Genomic DNA, 21,905 nt, shown 5'->3' with positions numbered 1-21,905 from the left:
GAAGTAATATTTGCAGTATTCTGCAGTCGAATTCGGCTTTTTTGCGAACATTTACAAGCATCCGAAGTAATCTACTGTAATGATCGGACAGCCGATACTCACGTCAGCTTTTCCCAAGGGTTCCCCGCGGCGTCCTGCAGCAAATGCCGAGCCAAATCTGCGACCTAACTCACAGACCCCGTGAAATCGCGGCCTGTTGGCTGCTGAGACGCAGCATCGGCACCTCTACAACCCACGCTTGCAATCAACTCATTTTCGCCGAGACCGATTACTTCCTATCCGGCGATTCGTAAAGTTTTACGCAGTTTGGGCGGGCTTGTTTCAGCCTGTCCCACGGTTTTGCGCCCCCTGCGGGGCGCGTTAAGCAGAGCAAAACGGCCCGTCTCGCACTATCTCCGCGAAAGCAACAAAGCCCGGCACGTCGAGGTCGAGAGAGACCTGGGCGAAGCCGCAAGGGGATGTCAGATGGAGACCGCTGCTCGCTCGCGCGCCTGGCGCGCAATCCTTGTGCTCTGCGGACTGGTCCTATTCGGATCGGCCGCCGAGCTTCGCGCCGGCACGCTGCTGTCGCCGGGCGCCGGTGTCATCGTGCGCAAATCGGCCGAGCCGTTCGGCGTGTTCGCCTTTGCCATCTCGTCCGGCGGCCTTCAGCAGAAATGGTCTGCGCTGAAGTCCAGGCTCGACGACGACATGGTGCAGCTCGCGCTGTGCGACGGCGACCGCGACAATTGCGCGTCGCCCGCGGCCCTCAAGCTGCTCGCCATCGTCGACCAGGCCCGGGCCCGCGACGGCCGCGCCCTGCTGGGCGAGACCAACCGCGCGATCAATCTCGCCATCCACCCCGCCAATGACGGCAACGACGACGTCTGGAGCTCGCCGCTTGCGACCTTCGCGCGCGGCGCCGGCGATTGCGAGGACTATGCCATCGCCAAGCTGGCTGCACTGCGGCTTGCCGGCGTCGCCGCCGACGACCTCCGCCTCGTCGTGGGGCGTGACATCAGGGTCGGCGAAGAGCATGCGGTCGTGGCCGCAAGGCTGGACGGCCACTGGCTGATGCTCGACAACCGCCGCATGGCGATGGTCGAGGACGAGGCTGCGCGCAGCTACCAGCCGCTGTTCGTCGTCTACCAGTCGGCCGTGATGAAATATGTCGACGAGCCGGTGCGGCTGTCGATGGCGCCCGCCGAAGCGCACTGATCTTTTGTAGCCCGGATGGAGCCCACGGGTCGGCGCGAAGCGCCGCCCCTCGAGCCTGCGGAGGATTGTCTCGTCGACTACTCGCGCGCAAGACCGACGAGATCCGCGCCGCCAGGGGCGATCCGAGAAAGGTGTTCGGCCGGCAGGTCGCGGCTCACTCGCCCGCCCACCGACGCCGTCGATTTCTGCGCCGCGCGGATCCACGCAGCCAATTCCTGCGGCAATTTTCTGCGCATCAATCGCGTCTACGCGGTCGACAGCCAGGTGACCGACCAGGAGGCGCAGGTCACCGGCGAGATCGAAACGGTGGTGCTGGCCCCCTTCACCACATGCAGCAAGGTCGCCTCCGGCTGCACCGGCACCTGCTGGGACGCCGGGACGGGCCGTCCGCAACCGGGCGCCGGCAACAAGGAGCGGTCCGCAGACGCCTTCAACGTCACCCGCCGGCTGAGAATCCAGCGAACCTTCGCCTTCGCCAAAGCCGCCGACGGCTGGCGCTGCCGCGAGGACGAGCTGGCGCCGGTGAACTCGGGGACGGCGGGCGGGGGATCGTAGGGCATTGACCGCGGCGTGCTTTCTTCCTTCTCCCCTTGTGGAGAAGGTGGCGCGAAGCGCCGGATGAGGAGTTCTCTCCACGCGCAAACCGTTCGTGTGGATAGAGACCCCTCACCCGGCTTCGCTCACGCGAAGCCACCTCTCCCACAAGGGGAGAGGGTGCACCATCAATGCCCGCAAGAGATCAAAACATCAGATTGTCCTTCACCAGAACCCAGCGGCCGTTCTTCACCTGCTGCACCTGGGTGATGGTCGTGGCGAGATGATTGGTCTTCGAGAACACCGTCGGCGGCGAATTGAAGATGTCCTGGAACTTGTCGCCGGACTCCAGCGCGTCGAGCATCTTCTGGCCAGTGAGATCCTTGCCAGCCCTGTCGGCATAATGCGCGAACGTCATCACCGCATTGTAGCCGATGATCGCCTGGGTGTTGGCGTCGGCATTGAACATCTTCTTGTAGTTGACGAGCCAGTCCTTCACCTTTCCCTTCGCGGTGTCTTCGTAGGGAATTTCGAAGTTCGAAGCGGCATACAAGCCTTCCACCACTTCCTTGCCGAGCGCCGGCACTTCGAGCACGTTAACGGGCGTGGCACCGAGGAAGGTGACGTCCCATCCGAGCTTCTTCGCTTCGGTCATCGTGCCGATAGGCTCACGGAGCACCGCGCCGAGCACGACGAGGTCACAGCCGTCGGACTTCATCTTGGCGACCTGCGCCGAGAAGTCGGAGGCGCCGCGCTTGTAGCTTGTGATCGAGGCCGGCTGCATCTTCATGGCGGAGAGCTGCTGGTTAAAACCATCGAGCACGTTTTTTCCGTACTCGTCGTCCTGATGCATGATGCACGGCTTCTTGAAATTCTTTGCCTCAATCATGTATTTGAGCGCCGCGCGCGTGCTCTCGACGTAGGGAAGCAGGTTGTTGAACTTCAGCCGCTCCTGCGGCTTGGCCGGGTCGAACTTGAAGGTGAACTCGGCCGCCGTCAGCGGGAACAGCTGCAGCACGCCGGCATCGAGCAAAATATCCTGCGCGGCGAGCACGGTGGGCGATCCCATCGGCCCCACCATCGCGAAGATCTTGTCGCGCTCGATCAGCTTCTGCGAGGCCAGCACGGCCTTCTTCGGATCATAGCCGCTGTCCTCGACCACCAGGCGGATCTTGCGGCCGTGGATGCCACCGGCGGCGTTGACCTCCTCGACGGCCATCTTCATGCCGTTGGAGACGGGCACGCCCCAGCCCTTGATCGGACCCGACAGGTCCTGATGGGTGCCGATGACGATCTCGCTTGCCGAGATGCCTTCATTGGTGACCTTGGTTTGCGCGACGGCCGGCAGACAACTGAGCGCGATAGCGCCCATAGCAAGGCCGAACGCGTTGAACGACTTCGACATTGACGACTCCTCTCCTTTGGGCCCGTATTGTGCGAAGGGCGGGGCCGTCGCTCCTTCGCTATCTCCAGTCGGCATGCGCGTCACGCCACCGCGCGCTCGCGATACATCGCGTCGATCTCGGCGGCATAGCGCTTGTTCACGAAGCTGCGCTTCAGCTTCATGGTCGGCGTCAGCTCCTCGTCCTCGGGCGTGAGCTGGCGCTCGATCAGATAGAACCTCTTGATGGTCTCGACGCGGGCGAAATTGGCATTGACCGCCTCGATCTCGCGCCAGATCAGGTCCTGAATCTCCGTCGCCCGGCACAGGCTGGCATAGTTGGTGAAGGGGATGTCGTGATCCTGCGCGAACTTCTCGACATTCTCCTGGTCGATCATCACGAGGCAGGTGAGATACGGCCGCTTGTCGCCGATCACGACGGCATCGGAGATGTAGGGCGAGAATTTGAGCTGGTTCTCGATCTCGGACGGGGTGATGTTCTTGCCGCCGGAGGTGATGATGATGTCCTTCATCCGGTCGGTGATGCGGACGAAACCCTCATTATCGATGGTGCCGACATCGCCGGTATGCAGCCAGCCGCGCTGATCGATCGTCTCCGCGGTCTTCTCCGGCTGGTTGAGGTAGCCCATGAACAGGAAGTCGCCCTTGATCAGGATCTCGCCATCGGGCGACAGCGCGACCTCGCCCCAGGGCACGGCGGTGCCGACCGAGCCGAGCTTGATCCGGTCCGTCGGCATCATGGTGGCGACGCCGCAATTCTCGGTCTGGCCGTAGACCTCGTGCATGTCGATGCCAAGCGCGAGATACCAGCGGATCAATTCCGGCGCGATCGGCGCCGCGCCCGTGAAGGCGATGCGGCAGCGGTCGAGCCCGATCATGCGGCGAATGTTGCGGAACGCGACCAGGTAGGCAACCCGGTTGGCGATGCGCAGCGACAGCGGCGGCGCCCTGCCCTCGAGCCGGCAATCGACCATGCGATAGCCGATGTCGATGGCGCGGCGATAGACCCATTGCTGCAGCGGCGTCGCATCCTTTAGCGCGATGGTGATGGCGGAATAGAATTTTTCCCAGATCCTGGGCACCGCGAGAAAGACGGTCGGCTGCACCTCGCGCAGATTGTCCGGCACCGTCTCCGGGCTTTCGGCGAAATTCATCACCGAGCCGAGCGCGACCGAGATGTAATAGCCGCCGACGCGCTCGGCGACGTGACAGAGGGGCAGGAAGATCAGCCGGTCCTCGTCCTCGCGCGCCGGGATGAAGTCGTTGGCGTGCCGCATCTGGTGCGTCACGCTGCGGTTGGCATGCATCGCGCCCTTGGGCGGGCCGGTCGTGCCGGAAGTATAGACGAGAACAGCGAGATCGCCGGCGCCGCGGCAGTCGATCATCTCCTGCCACAGCGCCTCGCGGCCGACCATGTGGTTGCGGCCGAGAGCGCGAAACTCGTCGAACGACATCACCATGTCGTCGGAGAAGCCGCCGAGGCCCTCCATGTCGAACACGATGATCCTCTGCAGGGACGGGCAGCGTGCGCGGCAGGTGAGGATCTTGTCGAGCTGCTCCTCGTCCTCGGCGAAGACCACCTTCGTCGCGGAATCGTTGACGAGATACTCGACCTGGGCGGATGAATCGGTCGGATAGATTCCGGACGAGACGCCGCCGGCGCACAGGATGCCCATGTCGGCGTAGACCCATTCGGGCACGGCATTGGCGATGATGGAGGCGACGTCGCCGGGCACGAAGCCGATGGCACGCAGCGCATAGGCGGTCTCCTTCGAGATCTCCAGCCATTCGCGCCAGCTGGTCGGCTGCCAGATGCCGAACTTCTTCTCGCGGATCGCAGGCCGTTCGCCCCGCGTCTCCGCTGCGCGCAAGAAGCTCCTTGCGATCGTATCAGCGACCGTCAGCACCGCCGGTCGGGCCATGCACCTCTCCTCCTTGTCGCCTTTCCCTCCGCTGCCTGCCTTGCCGGCGGTCTGTGCGCTGGAGGGGTTATCCATCTAACGCCACGTTTTCTTCTTCTTCCAGCGCCGTTCGCCCCGCGCGCCCGCTTCCTTGGCGCCAAGGTAGAACTCCTGGATATCCTGGGAATGCATCAAGCGGTCGCAGCTGTCGTTCATGACGATGCGGCCGATCTCGAGCACATAGCCGTAATGCGCGGTCTCCAGCGCCACCTTGGCGTTCTGCTCGACCAGCAGGATCGACATGCCCTGCTCCTCGTTGACCCGGCGGATGATGGTGAAGATCTCCTTCACCAGCAGCGGCGACAGGCCGAGCGAGGGCTCGTCGAGCAAGAGCAGCGTCGGCCGGTTCATCAGCGCGCGCCCGATCGCCAGCATCTGCTGCTCGCCGCCGGAGAGCTGGCCGGCCGGCTGGTTGATGCGCTCCTTCAGCCGCGGGAAATAGCCGTAGACCCGCTCCATGTCCTCGGCGACGCCATCGCGATCCTTGCGCGGATAGGCGCCCATCATCAGGTTCTCGCGCACCGAGAGGAACGGGAACACCTCGCGCCCCTCCGGCACGTGACTGAGGCCGAGCCGCACGATGCGGTCGGCTTCCATGCGCTGGATCGGCTTGCCCATGAACTCGATCGCGCCCTTCTGCGGATCGAGGATGCCGGAGATCGTCTTCAACACCGTGGTCTTGCCGGCGCCATTGGCCCCCAGCAGCGTGACGATGCGGCCGCGCGGCACCTCCAGCGAGATGCCGCGGATCGCCATGATCGGCCCGTAATAGCTCTCGATGTTGGAGAGCTTCAAGATGATATCGGGGGTCACCGCGGCGTCCATGGCGTCAGGCTCCGAGATATGCCACGACGACGTCGGGATGCTGCTGCACCTCGGCCGGCGAGCCCATCGCCAGTACGCGGCCATAGTTCAGCGCGATGACGCGGTCGGAGACGCGGTTGACCAGCGACATGTCGTGCTCGACCATCAGCACGGTGACGCCGAGCTCGTTCTTCATGTCGCGGATCCAGAACGACATGTCGTCGGTCTCCTCGACGTTGAGGCCGGAGGACGGTTCGTCGAGCAGGATCAGTTTCGGCTCCGAGCACAGCGCACGCGCCAGCTCGATCACCTTGCGCACGCCGTAGGGCAGGCCCGAGATCAGCTTGTCGCGATAGGGCTCGAGGTCGAGGAACTCGATGACCTGCTCGACCCGGCGGCGGTGCACCTTCTCGTTGGAGCGCACCCTCGGCAGGAACAAGAGCTCCTGCCAGAGCTGCGTGGTCGAATGGCGGTGACGCCCGACCAGCAAATTCGACAGCACGGTCGCGTTCTCGAACAGCTCGATATTCTGGAAGGTGCGGGCGATGCCGAGCTTTGCGATGTCGTAGGGAGGCTGCTCGGTGATGTCCTGGTCCTCGAAGAAGATGCGACCCGAGGTCGGCCGGTAGATTCGCGAAATCAGGTTGAAGATCGAGCTCTTGCCGGCGCCATTGGGACCGATGATCGAGAGGATCTCGCCCTTCTCGACCGCGAACGACACCGCATCGACGGCCCTGAGGCCTCCGAAATGCAGCGACAGGTTCTCGGCGCGGAAATAGCTCATCGGTTGCGCTCCGACTTCACGTAGATCTTCTGCCGCTTGAAGGTGGCGCGCTTGTAGAGCGGGAACAGCTGGAAGAAGAGCTTGATCTTCAGCCAGCGGCCGTAGAGCCCGAGCGGCTCGAACAGCACGAATAGAACGATGATGATGCCGTAGATCGCGCCCTTCAGGCCGTTGAGCGAGGCGAAGGCCGCGACCTTCGACTGGATGTTGCCCGCGGTCGCCGGGCCCGCGCCGAACGTCGCGGCGACGCCGGCGATGATGCCGGGCATGTCGTCCTTGAGATAAGTGAGGAAGGGATCGATCATCACGATGAAGATCGCGCCCAGCACCGCGCCGTGCAGAGAGAAGGTGCCGCCGATCAGGATCACGATGATGAACTCGATCGAGAGCTGGAGCGTGAACATCTCCGGCGAGATGAAGGAGAGCTTGTGCGCGAACAGCACGCCGGCAAAGCCGGTGATCGCGGCCGAGATCGCAAAGGACTTGACCTTGTAGAGCGCGACGTTGACGCCCATGCTGCGCGCCGCGGTCTCGCTGTCGCGGATCGCGACGAAGGCGCGGCCTGTCGGCGAACGCAGCAGATTGAGCGTGCCGACGATGGTCAGCACCAGCACGGCAAGGCAGAGATAATAAAAGGTCGGGCTGTCGCGCGGCACGGTGACGCCGAGCAGCGACAGCGTCTTGACCCGCATGCCCTCGTTGCCGTTGGTGACGCTCTCCCAGCGCGCCAGGATTTCCTCGACGATCAGGGCAAAGGAGATGGTGGCGATGACGAGGTAGATGCCGGTGAGGCGCAGGGCGGGAAAGCCGACCATCGCGCCGACGATGCCGGTCAAGGCGCCGGCGGCGAGGAAATAGACCGGGAAGGGCACGTTGTATTTCTGCAAATACGCCGCGGTGTAGGCCCCGATCGCGAGGAACGCGGCATGCCCGAGCGAAGCCTGGCCGGTGAAGCCGGTCAGGATCAGGAGCGCCACGCCGACGGTCGCATAGATGCAGACGAAGACGAGCTGGCTCATCAGATAGCTGGAGAGCACGTAGGGCGCGATCAGCAGCAGCGCGATCAGGATGCCGTAGGAGACGACGTAGCCGGAATGCGGAAACAGCTTGATGTCGTCCTCGTAGTCGGTCTTGAACAGGAAGCGCATGGCGTTCAGACCTTCTTGCGGACGTGAAGGCCGAACAGGCCTTCGGGCTTGAGCAGCAGCACGGTGAGCAGCACGATGTAGGGCGCGACGTCCTTCCAGCCCTCCGCCAGATAGAAGCCGGCCATGCTCTCGATCACGCCGATCAGCACGCCGCCGACCACGGCGCCCGGGATCGAGCCGAAGCCGCCGAGGACCGCGGCCGGAAAGGCCTTGAGACCGAGCACGAGGCCGACATTGGAATGGATGAAGGTGATCGGCGCCAGCAGCACGCCGGCGCAGGTCGCCACCGCCGCGCTGATCGCCCAGACGATCGAGACCACGCGCTTGACCGGAATGCCCATGTAATAGGCCGCGAGCATGTTCTCGGAGCTGGCGCGCATCGCGGTGCCGAGCGTGGTCTTGTTGAAGAACAGATAGAGCAGCGTGCACAGGATCATCGTCGCCGCGATGACGGACAGCTTGTCGTAGGCGAGCACCAGCGAGCCTATCCGCAGCACGCCCTGGCTGAACGGCGTCTCGATCTTCAGATCGTCGGTGCCCCAGATCATGCCGGCGATCGAACGCAGGAAATAGCCGAGGCCGATCGTGGCCATGATGATGGAGAATTGCGGATAGCCGAGGATCGGCCGCACCACCACGCGCTCGGCCAGCATGCCGAACAGCGCCATGGCGGCCACCGCACCGGCAAAGCCGATCCAGTAGTTCAGGCCCATCATGCCGATGAAGGTGAAGGCGAAGAAGCCGCCCAGCATCATCAGGTCGCCCTGCGCGAAATTGACGACCTCGGTCGCTTTGTAAACGAGCACGAAACCGAGCGCGATCAGGCCGTAGACGCAGCCGAGCGCAACACCGCTGACCAGCTGCTGAACGAAATCCAGCATCGCCGCGCATCCTCCGGATGCAACCGGCGGATCTTTTGGCCGCCTCGCCGCATCTTGTGTCCAGTCGCTACGCAGTCGTTTCGCCGCGTTAGCTCCATTTGTCCCGGCGCCAATTCAGCCTGAACGCCCGTGCGCTGTCAACAAACGGTGACTTGTTAAGGTGAGTTGCCTTTAGTCCAATCCGGATGACCGAATTTGTCGGCCGTAGATTCACGGTGCCGAAACATCTTCAAGTCAAGGTCGCGGGCGATGCAAAAGCGGGATGGTATGGCCGTCATGAAGCCGGACAACTCGGCGCTGGAAGTCCGAGGGTTAACGAAGCGTTTTGACCGTCTGGCGGTCGACGGCCTCGATCTCACCATTCACGCCGGGGAATTCTACGCCCTGGTCGGCCCCAACGGCGCCGGCAAGACCACCACTTTGCGCATGGTTGCGGGCCTGCTCAGGCCCGACGCCGGCGCGGTCTCGATCTTCGGCATCGATGCGCTCCAAAACCCCGTTGCCGCCAAGCAGGTGATGGCATGGGTGTCCGACGAACCCATGATCTATGACAAGCTGACCCCGCTCGAATATCTCGAATTCGTCGCCGGGCTCTGGGGCATCGCACCGTCGATCTCGGAACCGGTCGCCGAGGCGCTGCTCGACTCGCTGGGTCTCGATCCGCACCGGCATGAGCGCTGCGAGGGCTTTTCCAGGGGCATGCGCCAGAAGGTGGCTCTGGCCGGCGCGCTGGTGCACGATCCCCGTCTCATCATTCTCGACGAGCCGCTGACGGGACTGGATGCCGTCTCCGCCCGCCATGTGAAGGGTCTGCTCAGCGAGCGCGTCCGCGCCGGCTGCACCGTCATCATGACCACGCACATCCTCGAGGTGGCCGAGCGCATGGCCGACCGCATTGGCGTGATCGCCTCGGGCCGCCTGGTCGCAGAAGGAACGCTGACCGAGCTGCGCCAGCAGAACGGCCATGCCGACACCAGCCTGGAAGATCTCTTCATCGCGCTGGTGACGCTGCAGGAAGCCGCATGAGCTCGGCGACCGCCCTGTCCTGGTTCGCCCGCCACGAGCTGCGGCTCGCCTGGCGCGAATGGTTTGCCATGATGACCGGCGGAAGGCGCACGCGGGCGCGCGCGGCCGTGATCGGCCTGCTGTTCTTCGCTGCGCTCCTGCACGTGCCGGCCTGGGCGGTGATCGGCCGCTTCGCCGATCTGCAGCTGCCGCTCGACAAATCCTCGCTGATCGTGATCACGGCGACGATCTTTCTCGCCTGGACCTTGATGCTGTCGCAGGCGATCGAATCGGTGACGCGGGTGTTCTACGCCCGCGCCGATCTCGACCTGATCATGTCCTCGCCAGCGACGCTGGCCAATCTGTTCTCGGTGCGCATCGCCGCGATCGCGCTCACCGTCACCGCGATGGCGCTGCTGTTCTCGACGCCTTTCATCGACGTTCTTGTGATCGGCGGGGGTCCGCGCTGGCTCGCGGCGTTCGGCGTGGTCATCGCGATGGGCCTGTCGGCCGCGGCGATCGCGATTGCCGTCACCATCCTCTTGTTCCGCCTGATCGGCCCGGCGCGGACGCGCCTCGTGGCGCAGATCCTCGCCGCCATCATCGGCGCCGGCTTCGTGATCGCGCTGCAGGTCGCCGCGATCATGTCCTACGGGACGCTGTCCCGCTTGACCATCCTGACCTCCGGCAGCATGGCCGCCCGCGCCCCCGACATCGACAGCATCTGGTGGTGGCCGGCGCGGGCGACGATGGGCGACAACGAGGCGCTGCTGCTGCTTCTGGCGCTCGCGCTCGTGCTGCTCGGCAGCGTCATGGCGATCTTCTCGGGCCGCTTTGCCGACACCGCGATCGACGCCGCCGCTTACGGCAGGTCCGGACGCCGCAGCGCGACGCAGCGCGCGTTCCGCTGCGGATCGCGGCAACAGGCGCTGCGGCGCAAGGAATTCTCTCTGCTCTGGCGCGATCCCTGGCTGATCTCGCAGACCCTGATGCAGCTGCTCTATCTGGTGCCGCCGGCACTGCTGCTCTGGCGCAATTTCGCCGAAAGCTCCGCGGCGCTGACTCTGATCACGCCCGTGATCGTGATGGCGGCGGGACAGCTCGCCGGCGGGCTCGCCTGGCTGACGATCTCCGGCGAGGACGCGCCCGATCTGGTCGCGAGTGCGCCGCTGACGCCGTCGAGCGTCATCCGCGCCAAGATCGAGGTGGTGCTGATCGCAATCGCCGCCATCTTCTGCCCGCTGGTCGGAGCGCTGGCCTTCGCCTCACCGTTCCAGGCCGCCGTGAGTGCCGGCGCGATCATCGTCAGTGCGGCGTCGGCGACCGCGATCCAGCTCTGGTTCCGGACCCAGGCGCGGCGCAGCCAATTCCGCCGCCGCCAGACCTCGTCGCGGCTTGCGACCTTTGCCGAAGCCTTCTCCTCGATCGGCTGGGCGGCGAGTGCGGCGCTACTGCTCGCCCTCCCGCTGGCGGGCCTGATCAGCGGGCTGATCACAGCAGGCCTCGTCGCCGTCACCTGGAAGTTCAGCCCAAGACGGGAGTAAGAGCGGCAGTGGGGTTCCTCGCCGCCGCCCGCCTTGAAGGTAAGGCTAAATTGCCTTACTTATGTGGGTAGTATAGGTGGGTAGCAAGGATCGAGGCTCCAATGGGTACGCTCACTGTCACGGCAAAGGGGCAGGTTACGCTTCGGAAGGATCTCCTGGAACATCTTGGCGTACACCCGGGCGACAAGATCTCAATAGAGAAACTTCCTGGCGGACGAGTCGAGGTAAAGGCCGCTCGCCCCACCGGAAAGATCTCGGATGCCTTCGGTTTCCTGAAAGGAAAAACGAACGATCGATCGCTGTCGATTGACGAAATGAACGAAGTCATCGCTGACGGCTGGGCCGGTAAGCGATGAAGATAACACCCGATACCAATGTGCTGGTGCGGGTTCTGGTCGGAGATCATGCTGAACAGAGCAAGGTGGCCGAAGCGCTTCTCAAGAAGGCAGATCTCATAGCCATTTCGATACCCGCCTTGTGCGAGCTGACCTGGGTTCTCTCTCGAGGCTACAAGACTTCGGGGGCCAATATAGCGGCTTCGATCCGCCGCTTGATCGACGCCTCCAATACGGTTGTTGACCGGCCCGCGGCCGAGGCCGGATTGGCGTTCCTCGATGCCGGGGGTGATTTCGCCGATGGTGTCATCGCCCACGAGGGTAACTGGCTTGGAGCCGAGACCTTCGTTTCATTCGATGAGAAGGCCGTGAAGCTGGTCGAGGCAAGCGGCGGATTGGCGCGGCTGCCGTAGCGGCGCATGACGTCGCCCAAATTAGACAATACACTCTTCGGATCGCCGAATGCGCAACGGATGATCGCGTTATGCCTCGACTGGTCCGAACGATCTTTGCCTTCTTCGGCTTGCTCCTCTCGCCTGCCCTCGCCGAGCAGCCCCAGCGCAGCGAATGCCTGGCGATGGCCAACGCCGCGCCGCGGGTCACGCCGGTCGCCTTCCGGCAGGCGGCGGCCGTGCCCGAAGTCGAGATCACCTATGCCGGCCATTCCACCTATTTCATCGACACACCCGGCGGCTTGCGCATCGCAACCGACTATAGCGGCGCCTATCAGGTAGGGCGGTTGCCCGACGTCGTCACCATGAACCGGGCGCACAGCACGCACTACTCCTTGTTTCCGGACAAGCGCATCCCCCATGTGCTGCATGGCTGGGGCGAGGACGGCAAGCCGGCCATTGTCTCCCAGCGCATCGGTGACGCCTTCATCCGCAACGTCACCACCGATATCCGCCGCTATTTCGGCGACGATGCCGGCACAGACATGATCCGCGACGGCAACTCGATCTTCATTTTCGAGGTCGCCGGCCTCTGCATCGGCCATCTCGGCCACCTCCACCACAAGCTCGACGACAGCCATTTCGCCCAGATCGGCCGGCTCGACATCGTGATGGTGCCGATCGACGGCACCTACACCATGTCGCTCGACGGCGTCTCCGAAATCACCAGACGCCTGCGCTCCTCCGTGGTGCTGCCGATGCACCGCTTCGCCACTCCGCTCGACGACTTCATGCGCCGGATCGGCCAGCAGTTCGAAATCGATCAGCGCATCGATCGCTCGTTCCGGATCTCGCGCGATACGCTGCCGACCAAGCCGACGGTCATCATCCTCGACGGCGTCTGAGGCGCGACGCCGGAACGCATCAACCTCCTCCGACTTGGTTGCTTCGAGGTCGTCTTCGGTCGGAGCAATCCATGAGCAGAAGGTTCCTGGTCATCGGCGCATTCGCCGCCATCTATTTGCTGTGGGGTTCCACCTACTTTGCCATCACGCTGGGCCTGAAATCGATTCCGCCCTTTCTGTTGATGGCGCTGCGCTCCTTCTGTGGCGGCATCGTGCTGCTGGCGATGACCGGCCGGCAGGTCGCGAACGTGTCGGCGCAGACATGGGCGGCGGCGTGTTTGTGCGGGCTGCTCTTCTTCGTCGGCTGCCATGGCGTGCTTGCCCACGCGCAGCAATCGGTGCCATCGGGCGTGGCAGCCATCGTGCTCGCCACGATCCCGTTCTGGATCCTGCTGATCGATACCTTGTTCCCCGGCGATCAGCGGCCCAGGCCCCTCGCCCTGCTCGCGTTGGTGCCAGGTTTCTTCGGCGTCGGCCTCGTGGCATGGCAGAATGTCGAGCAGGCCGGCATCAGCATTCTTCCCGTCGTCTGGCTGCTGCTTGCGGCCTTCTCATGGTCGGTCGGGACCGTCCTGTCGCGACGCATGTCGAGCGAGACGTCCGCGATCCTGCTGTCGGGCATGCAGCTGTCGATCGGCGGCATCGTCTTGTTCGCGATCAGCTGGCTGACGGGCGAGGTCGAAGACTTCAGGCCGGGCAACGTCTCGCCGATTTCGCTTGCAGCGGTGCTATGGCTGATCATCGCTGGCAGCGTGACCGGATTCGCCGCCTACAACTGGCTGTTGGAGAACGTCTCGACCTCGCTGGTATCGACCTACACGTTCGTCAACCCGGTGATCGCGGTGCTGCTCGGAACTGTCGTGCTCGGCGAGCCGTTCTCACGCATGATGCTGCTCGGTGCCAGCTTCGTCATTGTCTCCGTCATCGTCATTTGGTGGGCGGAACGTGCGGGGAGGAGCCGGACTAACGAGAGGACCGACAGGAGCATGGCGCGTCTATCCCCGCGCAGGACCTGACGAATGGCCGACGGCAATTTTCTCCAAGTCCTCCGCGATCCGGCCGTGCTGATCTCGGCATGACAGGAGATTGCCATGACGGACTTTGCGCGACTGTTACACGCCGATGGACCGAACCCGGAGCACGCCGATGCGCTCCAGCTTTACGGCCGCTTCGTCGGCGACTGGGAGGCCGAGATCACCGCCCACGGACCCGACGCGACGAAACATACCGCGCCGGGCGAAATCCATTTCGGCTGGGTGTTGGAGGGCCGCGCCGTTCAGGATGTTTGGATCATTCCCCGGCCTGCGGGCACACCCGCCTTTCCGATCGCCGGAAATTGGTACGGCACGACGCTGCGGGTCTATGATCCCGCCATATCCGCGTGGCGGATTTCCTGGTTCGATCCGGGTCGCAGCGTATTCCGCCAGCAGATCGGCCGTCCGCGCGGCGGTGACATCGTGCAGGAAGGCACGACCGACGCGGGCGACCAGACGCGCTGGAGCTTTACGGAGATCACTGACGATTCCTTCCACTGGCTCGGCGAGGTCAAGCCAGCGACCGCAACCGATTGGCGGCTTGTGGTCGACGTGAGGGCGAAACGGCGCAAGGCAAATGGATTTGGTTGAATCGTCGGGCTGCGAACTCGCTGCAACCTCTCCCGCTTGCGGGCAGAGCTATCGCAGATGGCTTCCTGGTCACGGCCGGAGCAAGCGCCTCGCTCTTCGAGACGACCGCTTCGCGGTCTCCTCCGGATGAGGCCAAGCAGCATTGTCCCCGTTGAAATTGCCGCCGCGCACTCCGCGCACCTCCTCCGCTGCTGCCATGGTGCTCTGAGCAAAGCGCGCTGCTGCAGGCAAGGACGAACTGCTAGGCTTCCGCCACAAGATACAAAGGGAGTGAACGCCGATGGCTGCAAGCGGTATGCCCGCCAACACGAGCGGGCTATTCGTCGAGCCGCGCGAGGACTGGCTCGCGCTGCATCAGGAAGAGATCATCGACCCCTTGCGGCCGATCGTCGATCCTCACCACCATCTCTGGAATCGCGGACATCGCTATCTGATCGAGGAGATGGCAGCCGACATCGCCTCCGGCCACAACGTCATCGCCACCGTCTATGTCGACTGCCGCTCGATGTATCGGGCGCATGGGCCTGAGGCGTTCCGGCCCGTCGGCGAGGTCGAGTTCGCCAATGGCGTCGCGGCGATGAGTGCGAGCGGTGGTTACGGCAAGGCCGCGATCTGTGCCGGCATCGTCAGCCATGCCAATCTGCTGCTGGGGGACGCCGCAAAACCGGTGCTGGAGGCCGAGATCGCCGCCGGCAACGGCCGCTTCCGCGGCATCCGGCATTCCTCCGCCTGGGACGAAGACCCCGTCGTCGCCGGCATGTATGCCAACCGGCCGAGAGGGCTGTTGCAGGACCCGGCCTTTCGCACGGGCTTTGCCTGCCTGGCTCCCCTGAACCTCAGCTTCGATGCCTGGCTGTTTCATCCGCAGATCGGCGAGCTGACCGAGCTGGCACGCGCCTTCCCCGACACCAGGATCGTGCTCGACCATTGCGGCGGGCCGGCGGGCGTCGGCCGCTTTGCCGGACGGCGCGAGGAGGTGTTCCCGCAATGGCGCGCCTCGATCCGGGAGATCGCAAAATGCGAAAACGTGGTGGTGAAGCTGGGAGGCCTTGCGATGTGCCTGCTCGGCTACGACTTCCATCTGCGCGAGAAGCCACCGACATCCGAAGAGCTTGCCGCGGCATGGCGGCCCTATGTCGAGACCTGCATCGAGGCGTTCGGCGTGAAGCGCGCGATGTTCGAGAGCAATTTTCCGCCGGACAAGGGCCAGTGCAGCTACCAGGTGATCTTCAATGCCTTCAAGCGCATCGCCGCGCCTTTGAGCGACGCCGAGAAGACGGCACTGTTCTCGCAGACCGCGACCGACTTTTACCGGCTCGAATTGCCGTCGTGACAGGATCTGCACCCTGACGAGAAGAGGGGCCGGGATGTTGATCCCGACCCCTCTTCGTCGTGGCCGCTGGGAAGCGTCCTTGAAATTCGAAAGCTGACTAGCCGGCGCCCATCAACGACGCCGGACGGCGCTCGTCCCGAAGGCGAACATCTTCTTGAGCTTGTTGACGACGCGGATCAGGAAGCCGATCATCACCGGATTGGACTTGCGGCAGAAGGCGATCTTCCTGACGTGGCCTTCGACATGCCATTTCGCATGCGCGCCGTCGCGGAAGAAGATGACGTCGCCAGGACCGTAGCGCTTCGGCGGCATGCCGTCGCTTTCGAGCACGATCGATCCTTCCATGATCATGATCGTCTCGTCGATGTCGTAGTACCAGTTGAAGCGCCCTTCGGTGCAGGACCAGATGATCGTCTGGGCGGTGCCGTCGGCGCTGGTCGACAGCACGCGCGAGCGTGACACCGGATTGCCTTCGATGATCCAGGACGGCTCGATCGGCCGCAGCTCGAGCTCCACATTGCTACTACCGATTTCAATCAATGCGCGCGTCATCCGCTTCCCCAGGGATATCAATATGTATGGCCGGGCCCCGGCCCGGATCGTTTCGAAAAGATGTTGGGAACGCTAGTAGCCGGTTTTTAATTCTTTCTTACGCGGGGTCCGAAAATCAGCTGCAAGTTGCAGGAACGAGACGGTTAACGTCACGATTTCGCTGTGATTCCGCGCACATGAACCCAACTTTCCCGAGGTGCGACAAAGTGCGCGACCCTCGGCATCGACAACCACCCGATGCTGTGCAACGCGGCGGCGTGAGGACGGCCTGTGCGCGCGCCTGGTCCTTCGAGACGACCGCTCCCCGGTCTCCTCAAGGATGAGGGCTAATCGACATCGGTGGCCGCTGAAGCGACTGTCACACACTCCGGCCTCATCCTGAGGAGCCCGCCCAAAGCGGGCGTCTCGAAGGAGGGCCGCAGGGTAGCTGCTTCCATATGCTGCCCGACGGGGGGAGGTGAATCGCCTTACTTCGCCCACTCGCCCTTGCGGAACACCGGGACCTTGCTGCCGTCGGCGAGAATGCCGTCGATGTCGGTCTCGGCCGAGCCGATCATCCAATCGATATGGATCAGGCTCTGGTTGCCGCCTTGCGCGGCGATCTGCTGCGGCGTGAGCTGGGCGCCATTGACGAAGCACTTGGAGTAGCACTGGCCGAGCGCGATGTGCGAGGCGGCGTTCTCGTCGAACAGCGTGTTGTAGAACAACAATCCACTCTGCGAGATCGGCGAGGAATGCGGTACCAGCGCAACCTCGCCGAGCCGGCGCGCGCCCTCGTCGGTGTCGAGCACCTTGTTGAGCACCTCCGCACCGCGCGAGGCCTTGGCGTCGACGATCTTGCCGTCCTCGAAACGCACCGCGATGTTGTCGATCAGCGTGCCCTGGTAGGACAGTGGCTTCGAGCTCACGACGTGGCCGTAGACGCGGCGGCAATGCGGCGTGGTGAAGACCTCTTCGGTCGGGATGTTGGCGTTGCAGCTGATGCCGTTCTTGGACAGCGACGCGCCGCCTTCCCATTCATGGCCGTCGGCAAGCCCGATGGTGAGGTCGGTCCCTGGCCCGGAGTACTGCAAGGCGCGAAAGCGTTGGCCGTTGAGCCAGTTGGTGCGCTCGCGCAGCACGGCGTTGTGGCTCGCCCAATTGCCGATCGCGTCCTCGCGGTCGACGCGGGACGCAGCGAAGATCGCGTCGGCGAGCTTGCCGACGGCGACGTCCTCGGGATCACCGGGGAAGACCTGCCTGGCCCAGGACGGGCTCGGATAGGCGATGATGTTCCAGTTGGTGTCGAAATTGACGATCTTTTCCAGCGCCGGCTGATAGGCCATCGAGTTGGCCTTGCTGGCGCGTGCGACCTTGGAAGGATCCTCGCCCGACAGCAGCATCGGATTGTCGCCGACGATGGCAAGCCGCGCGGTGTTGTCGGAGAATGCCTTGGCCATGCCCTCGTAGAGCCAGCCGGCGGCGCGATCGAAACTGTTGTCGTGGCCATGGCGGTAACGCGCCAGCGTCATCTCCTCGTCCGACAAGATCGGCGTGACGATGCCGGCGCCGGCCTTGTAGGCATGCACAGCGATCCGCCGCACCAGCGGCAGCGCGATCGCCGGCGCCGTCAGGAGCAGATCCTGTCCCGGCCGCAAGCCCAGGCCCACCTTCACCGCCACCTCGGCCAGCCGGTCGAGTTTTGCGGGATCGATGGGAGTGGCGGTGATGCGTTGATCGGTCATGCCGGGTCCTCTGCCGAAAGTCTCTCGTTCAATCTAAGTCTAGCATCGTGAGACACAAGTATGCGAGCGCCTTGCGAGACGGGAAAGATACGTGTTTCACGCATCTTGGTTTTCAACGCGTTGAGGATCGCAGCACCCGGTCGACCATGGCGGGCGCAAGCCCGAGGTAATTTTTCGGTGAGGTGAGCGCCTCGATTGTGGCACGGTCGATGCGGCTCGATATCCGGGAATCTGCGGACAGCGCATCGGCAAGGCTGATCCCCCTGTGGTTGGCCTCGCGGCAGGCATCATAGACCACCTCATGCGCCTCCTGCCGCCCGATCTGCGGCGCAAGCCCCATCATGACCGCTTCGGCCACGATCAGGCCGCGGCTGACGGCGAGATTGTCGTTCATCTTCCTTTCATCCACGATGAGGCCTGCGAGCGCGAACCTGGCCTGGTGCAGCGCGCCGGCGGTCAGCACGAAGCTTTCCGGGATCGCGATCCATTCGGCGTGCCAGGGACCGGTGGCGCGCTCGAAATCCTGCACCATGGCGTCCAGCATCAGGCCGGCGTGCTGGCGCACCGCCTTGGACGCCGCAAGCATCAGCTCAGAGGAGATCGGGTTGCGCTTCTGCGGCATGGTCGAGGAGGCGCCGCGGCCCTTGACGAAGGGCTCGTAGACCTCGGCGAACTCGGTCGAGGCCATGATCATGATGTCGAGCGCGATCTTGCCGAGCGAGCCGGTGACGAGCGCCAGGAAATTGACCGCCTCGGCGAAGCCGTCGCGCGCGACGTGCCAGGTCGAAGCGGGAACGCCGAGCTTCAGCTCGGCGCAGAGCGCCTCCTGCACCGCAAAACCCTTGTCGCCGAGCGAGGCCAGCGTGCCGGCCGCGCCGGCGAACTGTCCGACCAGGACGCGCGGCTTCAACTGCGCCAGACGCTCGGCATGGCGGTCGAACATCGCGAGCCAGATCGCGGTCTTGTAGCCGAAGGTCACCGGCAGCGCCTGCTGCAGATGGGTGCGACCCGCCATCGGCGTGTCGCGATAGCGCTTCGAGAGGCCTGCCAGGATGTTGCGCAGTTCGGCGATCTCGCGCTCGACGATCCCGAGCGCCGCACGCAGTTGCAGCACCACGGCGGTGTCCATGATGTCCTGCGTAGTCGCGCCCCAATGCACGTAGCGGCCGGCCTCACCGCATTGCCTCACCATCTGATGCACCAAAGGAAGGATCGGATAGCCGACGATGTCGGTCTCCTGCCTGAGCAGATCGAAGTCGAGGGCGGCGACGTCGGTCCTCGCCGCGATCTGATCGGCAGCGTCCCGCGGGATCACGCCGCACGCGGCCTCGGCCTTTGCGAGTGCCACCTCGACCTCGGCATAACGGCCGACCAGCGCGACATCGGAAAACACCTCGCGCATCTCCGGCGTGCCGAAGGCGTCGCGGAACAGCATGGAATCGAGCACGGTGGTCGAGGCGTGAAAGGCGGGCATGGCCGTTTCTTCGTGGCTGTTGTTCTGTGTGGGGGTAGCTTACGCAGGTCGCGATGTTCGGCAATGGACATTCGCAGTTCGTCACATGTTCTCGGCGTCGCTCGGGCGTTAGCCGGCACGATGCCGCGCTGTCCCAGCACCGTCATTGCGAGGAGCTGTTGCGACGAAGCAATTCCGACTGCCTCCGTGGAAGAATTCTGGATTGCTTCGCTGCGCTCGCAATGACGACTTCGCGAGTCATGCTCCTGGCCAAACCTCCATTCAGCGTACTTCTGATCCCGGAGTCTTGTAGCCCGGATGAACGCCTTGTCCCCCGTAGCGCAACGAGCGAAGGCGGAAGTGACATCCGGGAGTTGCGCAACGATCGGTCCCGGATGTCACTTCCTCATCCCTGACTACGACAGGCCCTCCATCAATGAGAGCGCCCGCGACAATCACCAAAGCAGCCAGATTCTCATTCGAGTTGCATCCCTCTTCGAAAATCGCATGGCTGCCATCACGCGATCGTGGTGAACCGGAAAGACCGTTCGGCGGACTCACAGACTTCAAGGATTTTGATTTTTTTGTTGCCGATATCGCTGTGGGATCTGAGTCTCGACGTGCAGTTTCTATTCCGCGATCATCTCCTCGACACCGACCTGCGCGAGCTGAGCCGCGAGCAGGTTCCCGTTGCCGTGGAACCGCAGGTCTTCGATCTCGTCGTCCATCTCATGGAAAATCGCGACCGGGTGGTCAGCAAGGATGAGCTGATCGACAAGATCTGGCACGGGCGCAGCGTCTCCGAATCCACCCTGACCAGCCGGATCAACGCGGCCCGCAAGGCGATCGGCGACAATGGAGCGAACCAGGCGCTGATCCGTACCATCGCGCGCAAGGGATTTCGCTTCGTCGGTGACGTGCAGACACAGCTTGGCAAGGTTCCGCCGGAGCTCGGTCGCCTCACCCCGTCGCCGCAGGCCGTGCTCGCGCTGCCCGACCGGCCCGCCATCGCCGTGCTGCCCTTCACCAACATGAGCGGCGACCGCGAGCAGGATTATTTCTCCGACGGCATCAGCGAGGACATCATCACCGCCTTGTCGAAGCTGCGCTGGTTCTTCGTCATCGCGCGCAACTCCTCCTTCGTCTACAAGGGCCGCGCCGTGCACATCCACGAGGTCGCGCGCGAGCTCGGCGTGCGCTACGTGGTCGAAGGCAGCGTGCGACGGAGCGGCGACCGCCTGCGCGTCTCGGCCCAGCTCAACGACGTCTCGACCGGCAGCCATCTCTGGGCCGAACGCTACGACCGCGAGCTTGCCGACATCTTCGCCGTGCAGGACGAGATCACCGAGGCGATCGTCGCCGCGATCGAGCCGCAGCTCTATGCCGCCGAGAGCTTTCGCGCCCAGCAGAAGCCGCCGGGCAGCCTCGATGCCTGGGGCCTCCTGATGCGCGGCCTGTCGCATTACTGGCGCATCACCCGCGAGGACAATGCGACGGCGCAAGGGCTGCTCGCGAAGGCCATCGCGATCGACCCGGCCTACGGCAAGGCGCTTGGCCTGCTGGCAACCAGCCACATCTTCGGCGCACACATGGGCTGGGCCGACATGGCTGCGACCGTGCCGGTCGCCGAACGCGCCGCGCTTGCGGCGGTGGAGGCCGATCGCGAGGACGCCTTTGCCCATCTCGGCCTCGCCTACACCTACCTGTTCCGCCGCCGCTTCGACGACGCGCTGGCCGAGTTCGAGCTGGCCTTGCGGCTCAATCCGAACTGCGCGATGGCGCACGCCTTCTACGGTGTGACGCTGTGCTACGCGGGGCGATGGCAGGACGGCGATGCCGCCGCGCGCCGCGCGCTGCGGCTGAGCCCGCGCGATCCGCTCGCGGGGATCTATTGCGGCGTCGCCGCCTATGCCCAGTTCATCGGCCGTAACTACGAGCAGTCCATGCAGATGGCGCGGGAATCGATGCGGCAGCGCGCCGATTTCGTCGGGGCCCATCGCGTGCTGACCGCCGCCGCCGGCATGTCGGGAGATCCCGGGCTCGCGGCGTCCGCACTGGAAGGCCTGCGCCGCACCCAGCCCGGCATATCGCTGGCCTGGATCACGCGCGAGCTGCCGATGCTGCGGGAAGAGGACCGCGCGCATTACCTGGAAGGATTGCGGCGCGCGGGGATGAAGTAGCGAGCCACAGCGGCAGTGCACCCTCTCCCCTTGCGGGAGAGGGTGGATTCGATGCGAAGCATCGAAGCCGGGTGAGGGGTCTCCCTCCTCACGAATAGTCCGATGAGTGGAGGGAACCCCTCATCCGGTGCTTCGCGCCACCTTCT

The 21,905-nt window shown here is 64.1% G+C and carries 18 protein-coding genes and 2 pseudogenes; 11 read left to right on the top strand and 9 right to left on the bottom strand.

Annotated features, from left to right (window positions below; translation table 11 throughout):
• Positions 1-465 precede the first annotated feature (465 nt).
• The gene (locus tag ACNJYB_RS04130; RefSeq protein ID WP_439372827.1) at positions 466-1,197 is read left to right on the top strand and encodes a transglutaminase-like cysteine peptidase; all 732 of its coding nucleotides are present in this window, start codon (positions 466-468) and stop codon (positions 1,195-1,197) included.
• A 45-nt stretch (positions 1,198-1,242) separates the two neighbouring features.
• Positions 1,243-1,752, top strand: a pseudogene (locus tag ACNJYB_RS04125) (lysozyme inhibitor LprI family protein); the annotation flags it as partial.
• A 184-nt stretch (positions 1,753-1,936) separates the two neighbouring features.
• Here ACNJYB_RS04125 and ACNJYB_RS04120 read toward each other — a convergent pair.
• The 6 genes from ACNJYB_RS04120 to ACNJYB_RS04095 all read right to left on the bottom strand — a co-directional run bounded on the left by ACNJYB_RS04120 (position 1,937) and on the right by ACNJYB_RS04095 (position 8,711).
• Positions 1,937-3,136: an ABC transporter substrate-binding protein gene (locus tag ACNJYB_RS04120; protein ID WP_439372826.1), complete on the bottom strand. Its 1,200-nt coding sequence runs from the start codon at positions 3,134-3,136 to the stop codon at positions 1,937-1,939.
• Between the two features lie 80 nt (positions 3,137-3,216).
• Complete coding sequence (locus ACNJYB_RS04115; protein ID WP_439372825.1) at positions 3,217-5,055, bottom strand: AMP-dependent synthetase/ligase; 1,839 nt, start codon at positions 5,053-5,055, stop codon at positions 3,217-3,219.
• A gap of 75 nt (positions 5,056-5,130) precedes the next feature.
• A complete protein-coding gene (locus ACNJYB_RS04110) occupies positions 5,131-5,919 on the bottom strand; it encodes an ABC transporter ATP-binding protein (protein WP_211412350.1) in 789 nt (262 codons plus the stop codon).
• A 4-nt stretch (positions 5,920-5,923) separates the two neighbouring features.
• Entirely contained in the window at positions 5,924-6,682 is a 759-nt protein-coding gene (locus ACNJYB_RS04105) for an ABC transporter ATP-binding protein (protein ID WP_439372824.1), read from the bottom strand.
• On the bottom strand, positions 6,679-7,830 hold the full coding sequence (locus ACNJYB_RS04100; RefSeq protein ID WP_439372823.1) for a branched-chain amino acid ABC transporter permease: 1,152 nt from the start codon (positions 7,828-7,830) through the stop codon (positions 6,679-6,681). Before ACNJYB_RS04100 ends, ACNJYB_RS04105 begins: the two co-directional genes overlap by 4 nt.
• Positions 7,831-7,835: 5 nt before the next feature.
• Positions 7,836-8,711, bottom strand: coding sequence for a branched-chain amino acid ABC transporter permease (locus tag ACNJYB_RS04095; RefSeq protein ID WP_260387773.1), 876 nt, complete (start codon positions 8,709-8,711; stop codon positions 7,836-7,838).
• 276 nt (positions 8,712-8,987) lie between these two features.
• On the opposite strand from ACNJYB_RS04095, the gene ACNJYB_RS04090 reads away from it, so the two are divergent.
• The 8 genes from ACNJYB_RS04090 (at position 8,988) to ACNJYB_RS04055 (ending at position 15,850) form a co-directional block, all read left to right on the top strand.
• On the top strand, positions 8,988-9,737 hold the full coding sequence (locus ACNJYB_RS04090; RefSeq protein ID WP_439372822.1) for an ABC transporter ATP-binding protein: 750 nt from the start codon (positions 8,988-8,990) through the stop codon (positions 9,735-9,737).
• Positions 9,734-11,260 (top strand): permease, encoded by a 1,527-nt coding sequence (locus ACNJYB_RS04085; protein WP_439372821.1) that lies wholly within the window; start codon positions 9,734-9,736, stop codon positions 11,258-11,260. Before ACNJYB_RS04090 ends, ACNJYB_RS04085 begins: the two co-directional genes overlap by 4 nt.
• A gap of 101 nt (positions 11,261-11,361) precedes the next feature.
• Positions 11,362-11,616 carry an AbrB/MazE/SpoVT family DNA-binding domain-containing protein gene (locus ACNJYB_RS04080; protein ID WP_439372820.1) on the top strand — a complete coding sequence of 85 codons (255 nt, stop codon included), beginning with the start codon at positions 11,362-11,364 and terminating at the stop codon, positions 11,614-11,616.
• Entirely contained in the window at positions 11,613-12,008 is a 396-nt protein-coding gene (locus tag ACNJYB_RS04075; protein WP_439372819.1) for a type II toxin-antitoxin system VapC family toxin, read from the top strand. Before ACNJYB_RS04080 ends, ACNJYB_RS04075 begins: the two co-directional genes overlap by 4 nt.
• Before the next feature lie 71 nt (positions 12,009-12,079).
• Positions 12,080-12,892 carry an MBL fold metallo-hydrolase gene (locus tag ACNJYB_RS04070; protein WP_439372818.1) on the top strand — a complete coding sequence of 271 codons (813 nt, stop codon included), beginning with the start codon at positions 12,080-12,082 and terminating at the stop codon, positions 12,890-12,892.
• Between the two features lie 71 nt (positions 12,893-12,963).
• The gene (locus tag ACNJYB_RS04065; protein WP_439372817.1) at positions 12,964-13,908 is read left to right on the top strand and encodes an EamA family transporter; all 945 of its coding nucleotides are present in this window, start codon (positions 12,964-12,966) and stop codon (positions 13,906-13,908) included.
• Between the two features lie 75 nt (positions 13,909-13,983).
• Positions 13,984-14,517 carry a hypothetical protein gene (locus tag ACNJYB_RS04060; protein WP_439372816.1) on the top strand — a complete coding sequence of 178 codons (534 nt, stop codon included), beginning with the start codon at positions 13,984-13,986 and terminating at the stop codon, positions 14,515-14,517.
• A 280-nt stretch (positions 14,518-14,797) separates the two neighbouring features.
• Positions 14,798-15,850: an amidohydrolase family protein gene (locus ACNJYB_RS04055; RefSeq protein WP_439372815.1), complete on the top strand. Its 1,053-nt coding sequence runs from the start codon at positions 14,798-14,800 to the stop codon at positions 15,848-15,850.
• Positions 15,851-15,947: 97 nt separating this feature from the next.
• Here ACNJYB_RS04055 and ACNJYB_RS04050 read toward each other — a convergent pair.
• The 3 genes and pseudogenes from ACNJYB_RS04050 to ACNJYB_RS04040 all read right to left on the bottom strand — a co-directional run bounded on the left by ACNJYB_RS04050 (position 15,948) and on the right by ACNJYB_RS04040 (position 19,600).
• Positions 15,948-16,402 (bottom strand): annotated as a pseudogene (locus ACNJYB_RS04050) (cupin domain-containing protein).
• Positions 16,403-16,869: 467 nt separating this feature from the next.
• Positions 16,870-18,126: an aminopeptidase gene (locus tag ACNJYB_RS04045; RefSeq protein WP_439372814.1), complete on the bottom strand. Its 1,257-nt coding sequence runs from the start codon at positions 18,124-18,126 to the stop codon at positions 16,870-16,872.
• Between the two features lie 112 nt (positions 18,127-18,238).
• Positions 18,239-19,600, bottom strand: a complete 1,362-nt coding sequence (locus ACNJYB_RS04040; protein ID WP_439372813.1) for a class-II fumarase/aspartase family protein — start codon at positions 19,598-19,600, stop codon at positions 18,239-18,241.
• 599 nt (positions 19,601-20,199) lie between these two features.
• On the opposite strand from ACNJYB_RS04040, the gene ACNJYB_RS04035 reads away from it, so the two are divergent.
• Entirely contained in the window at positions 20,200-21,759 is a 1,560-nt protein-coding gene (locus ACNJYB_RS04035) for a winged helix-turn-helix domain-containing tetratricopeptide repeat protein (RefSeq protein WP_439372812.1), read from the top strand.
• Positions 21,760-21,905: the final 146 nt, after the last annotated feature.

Source organism: Bradyrhizobium sp. SMVTL-02 (genome assembly GCF_051853005.1).
Classification (GTDB): Bacteria; Pseudomonadota; Alphaproteobacteria; order Rhizobiales; family Xanthobacteraceae; genus Bradyrhizobium.
Note: the sequence above shows the minus strand (reverse complement) of the source record. Positions and strands in the feature narration are given on the sequence as shown.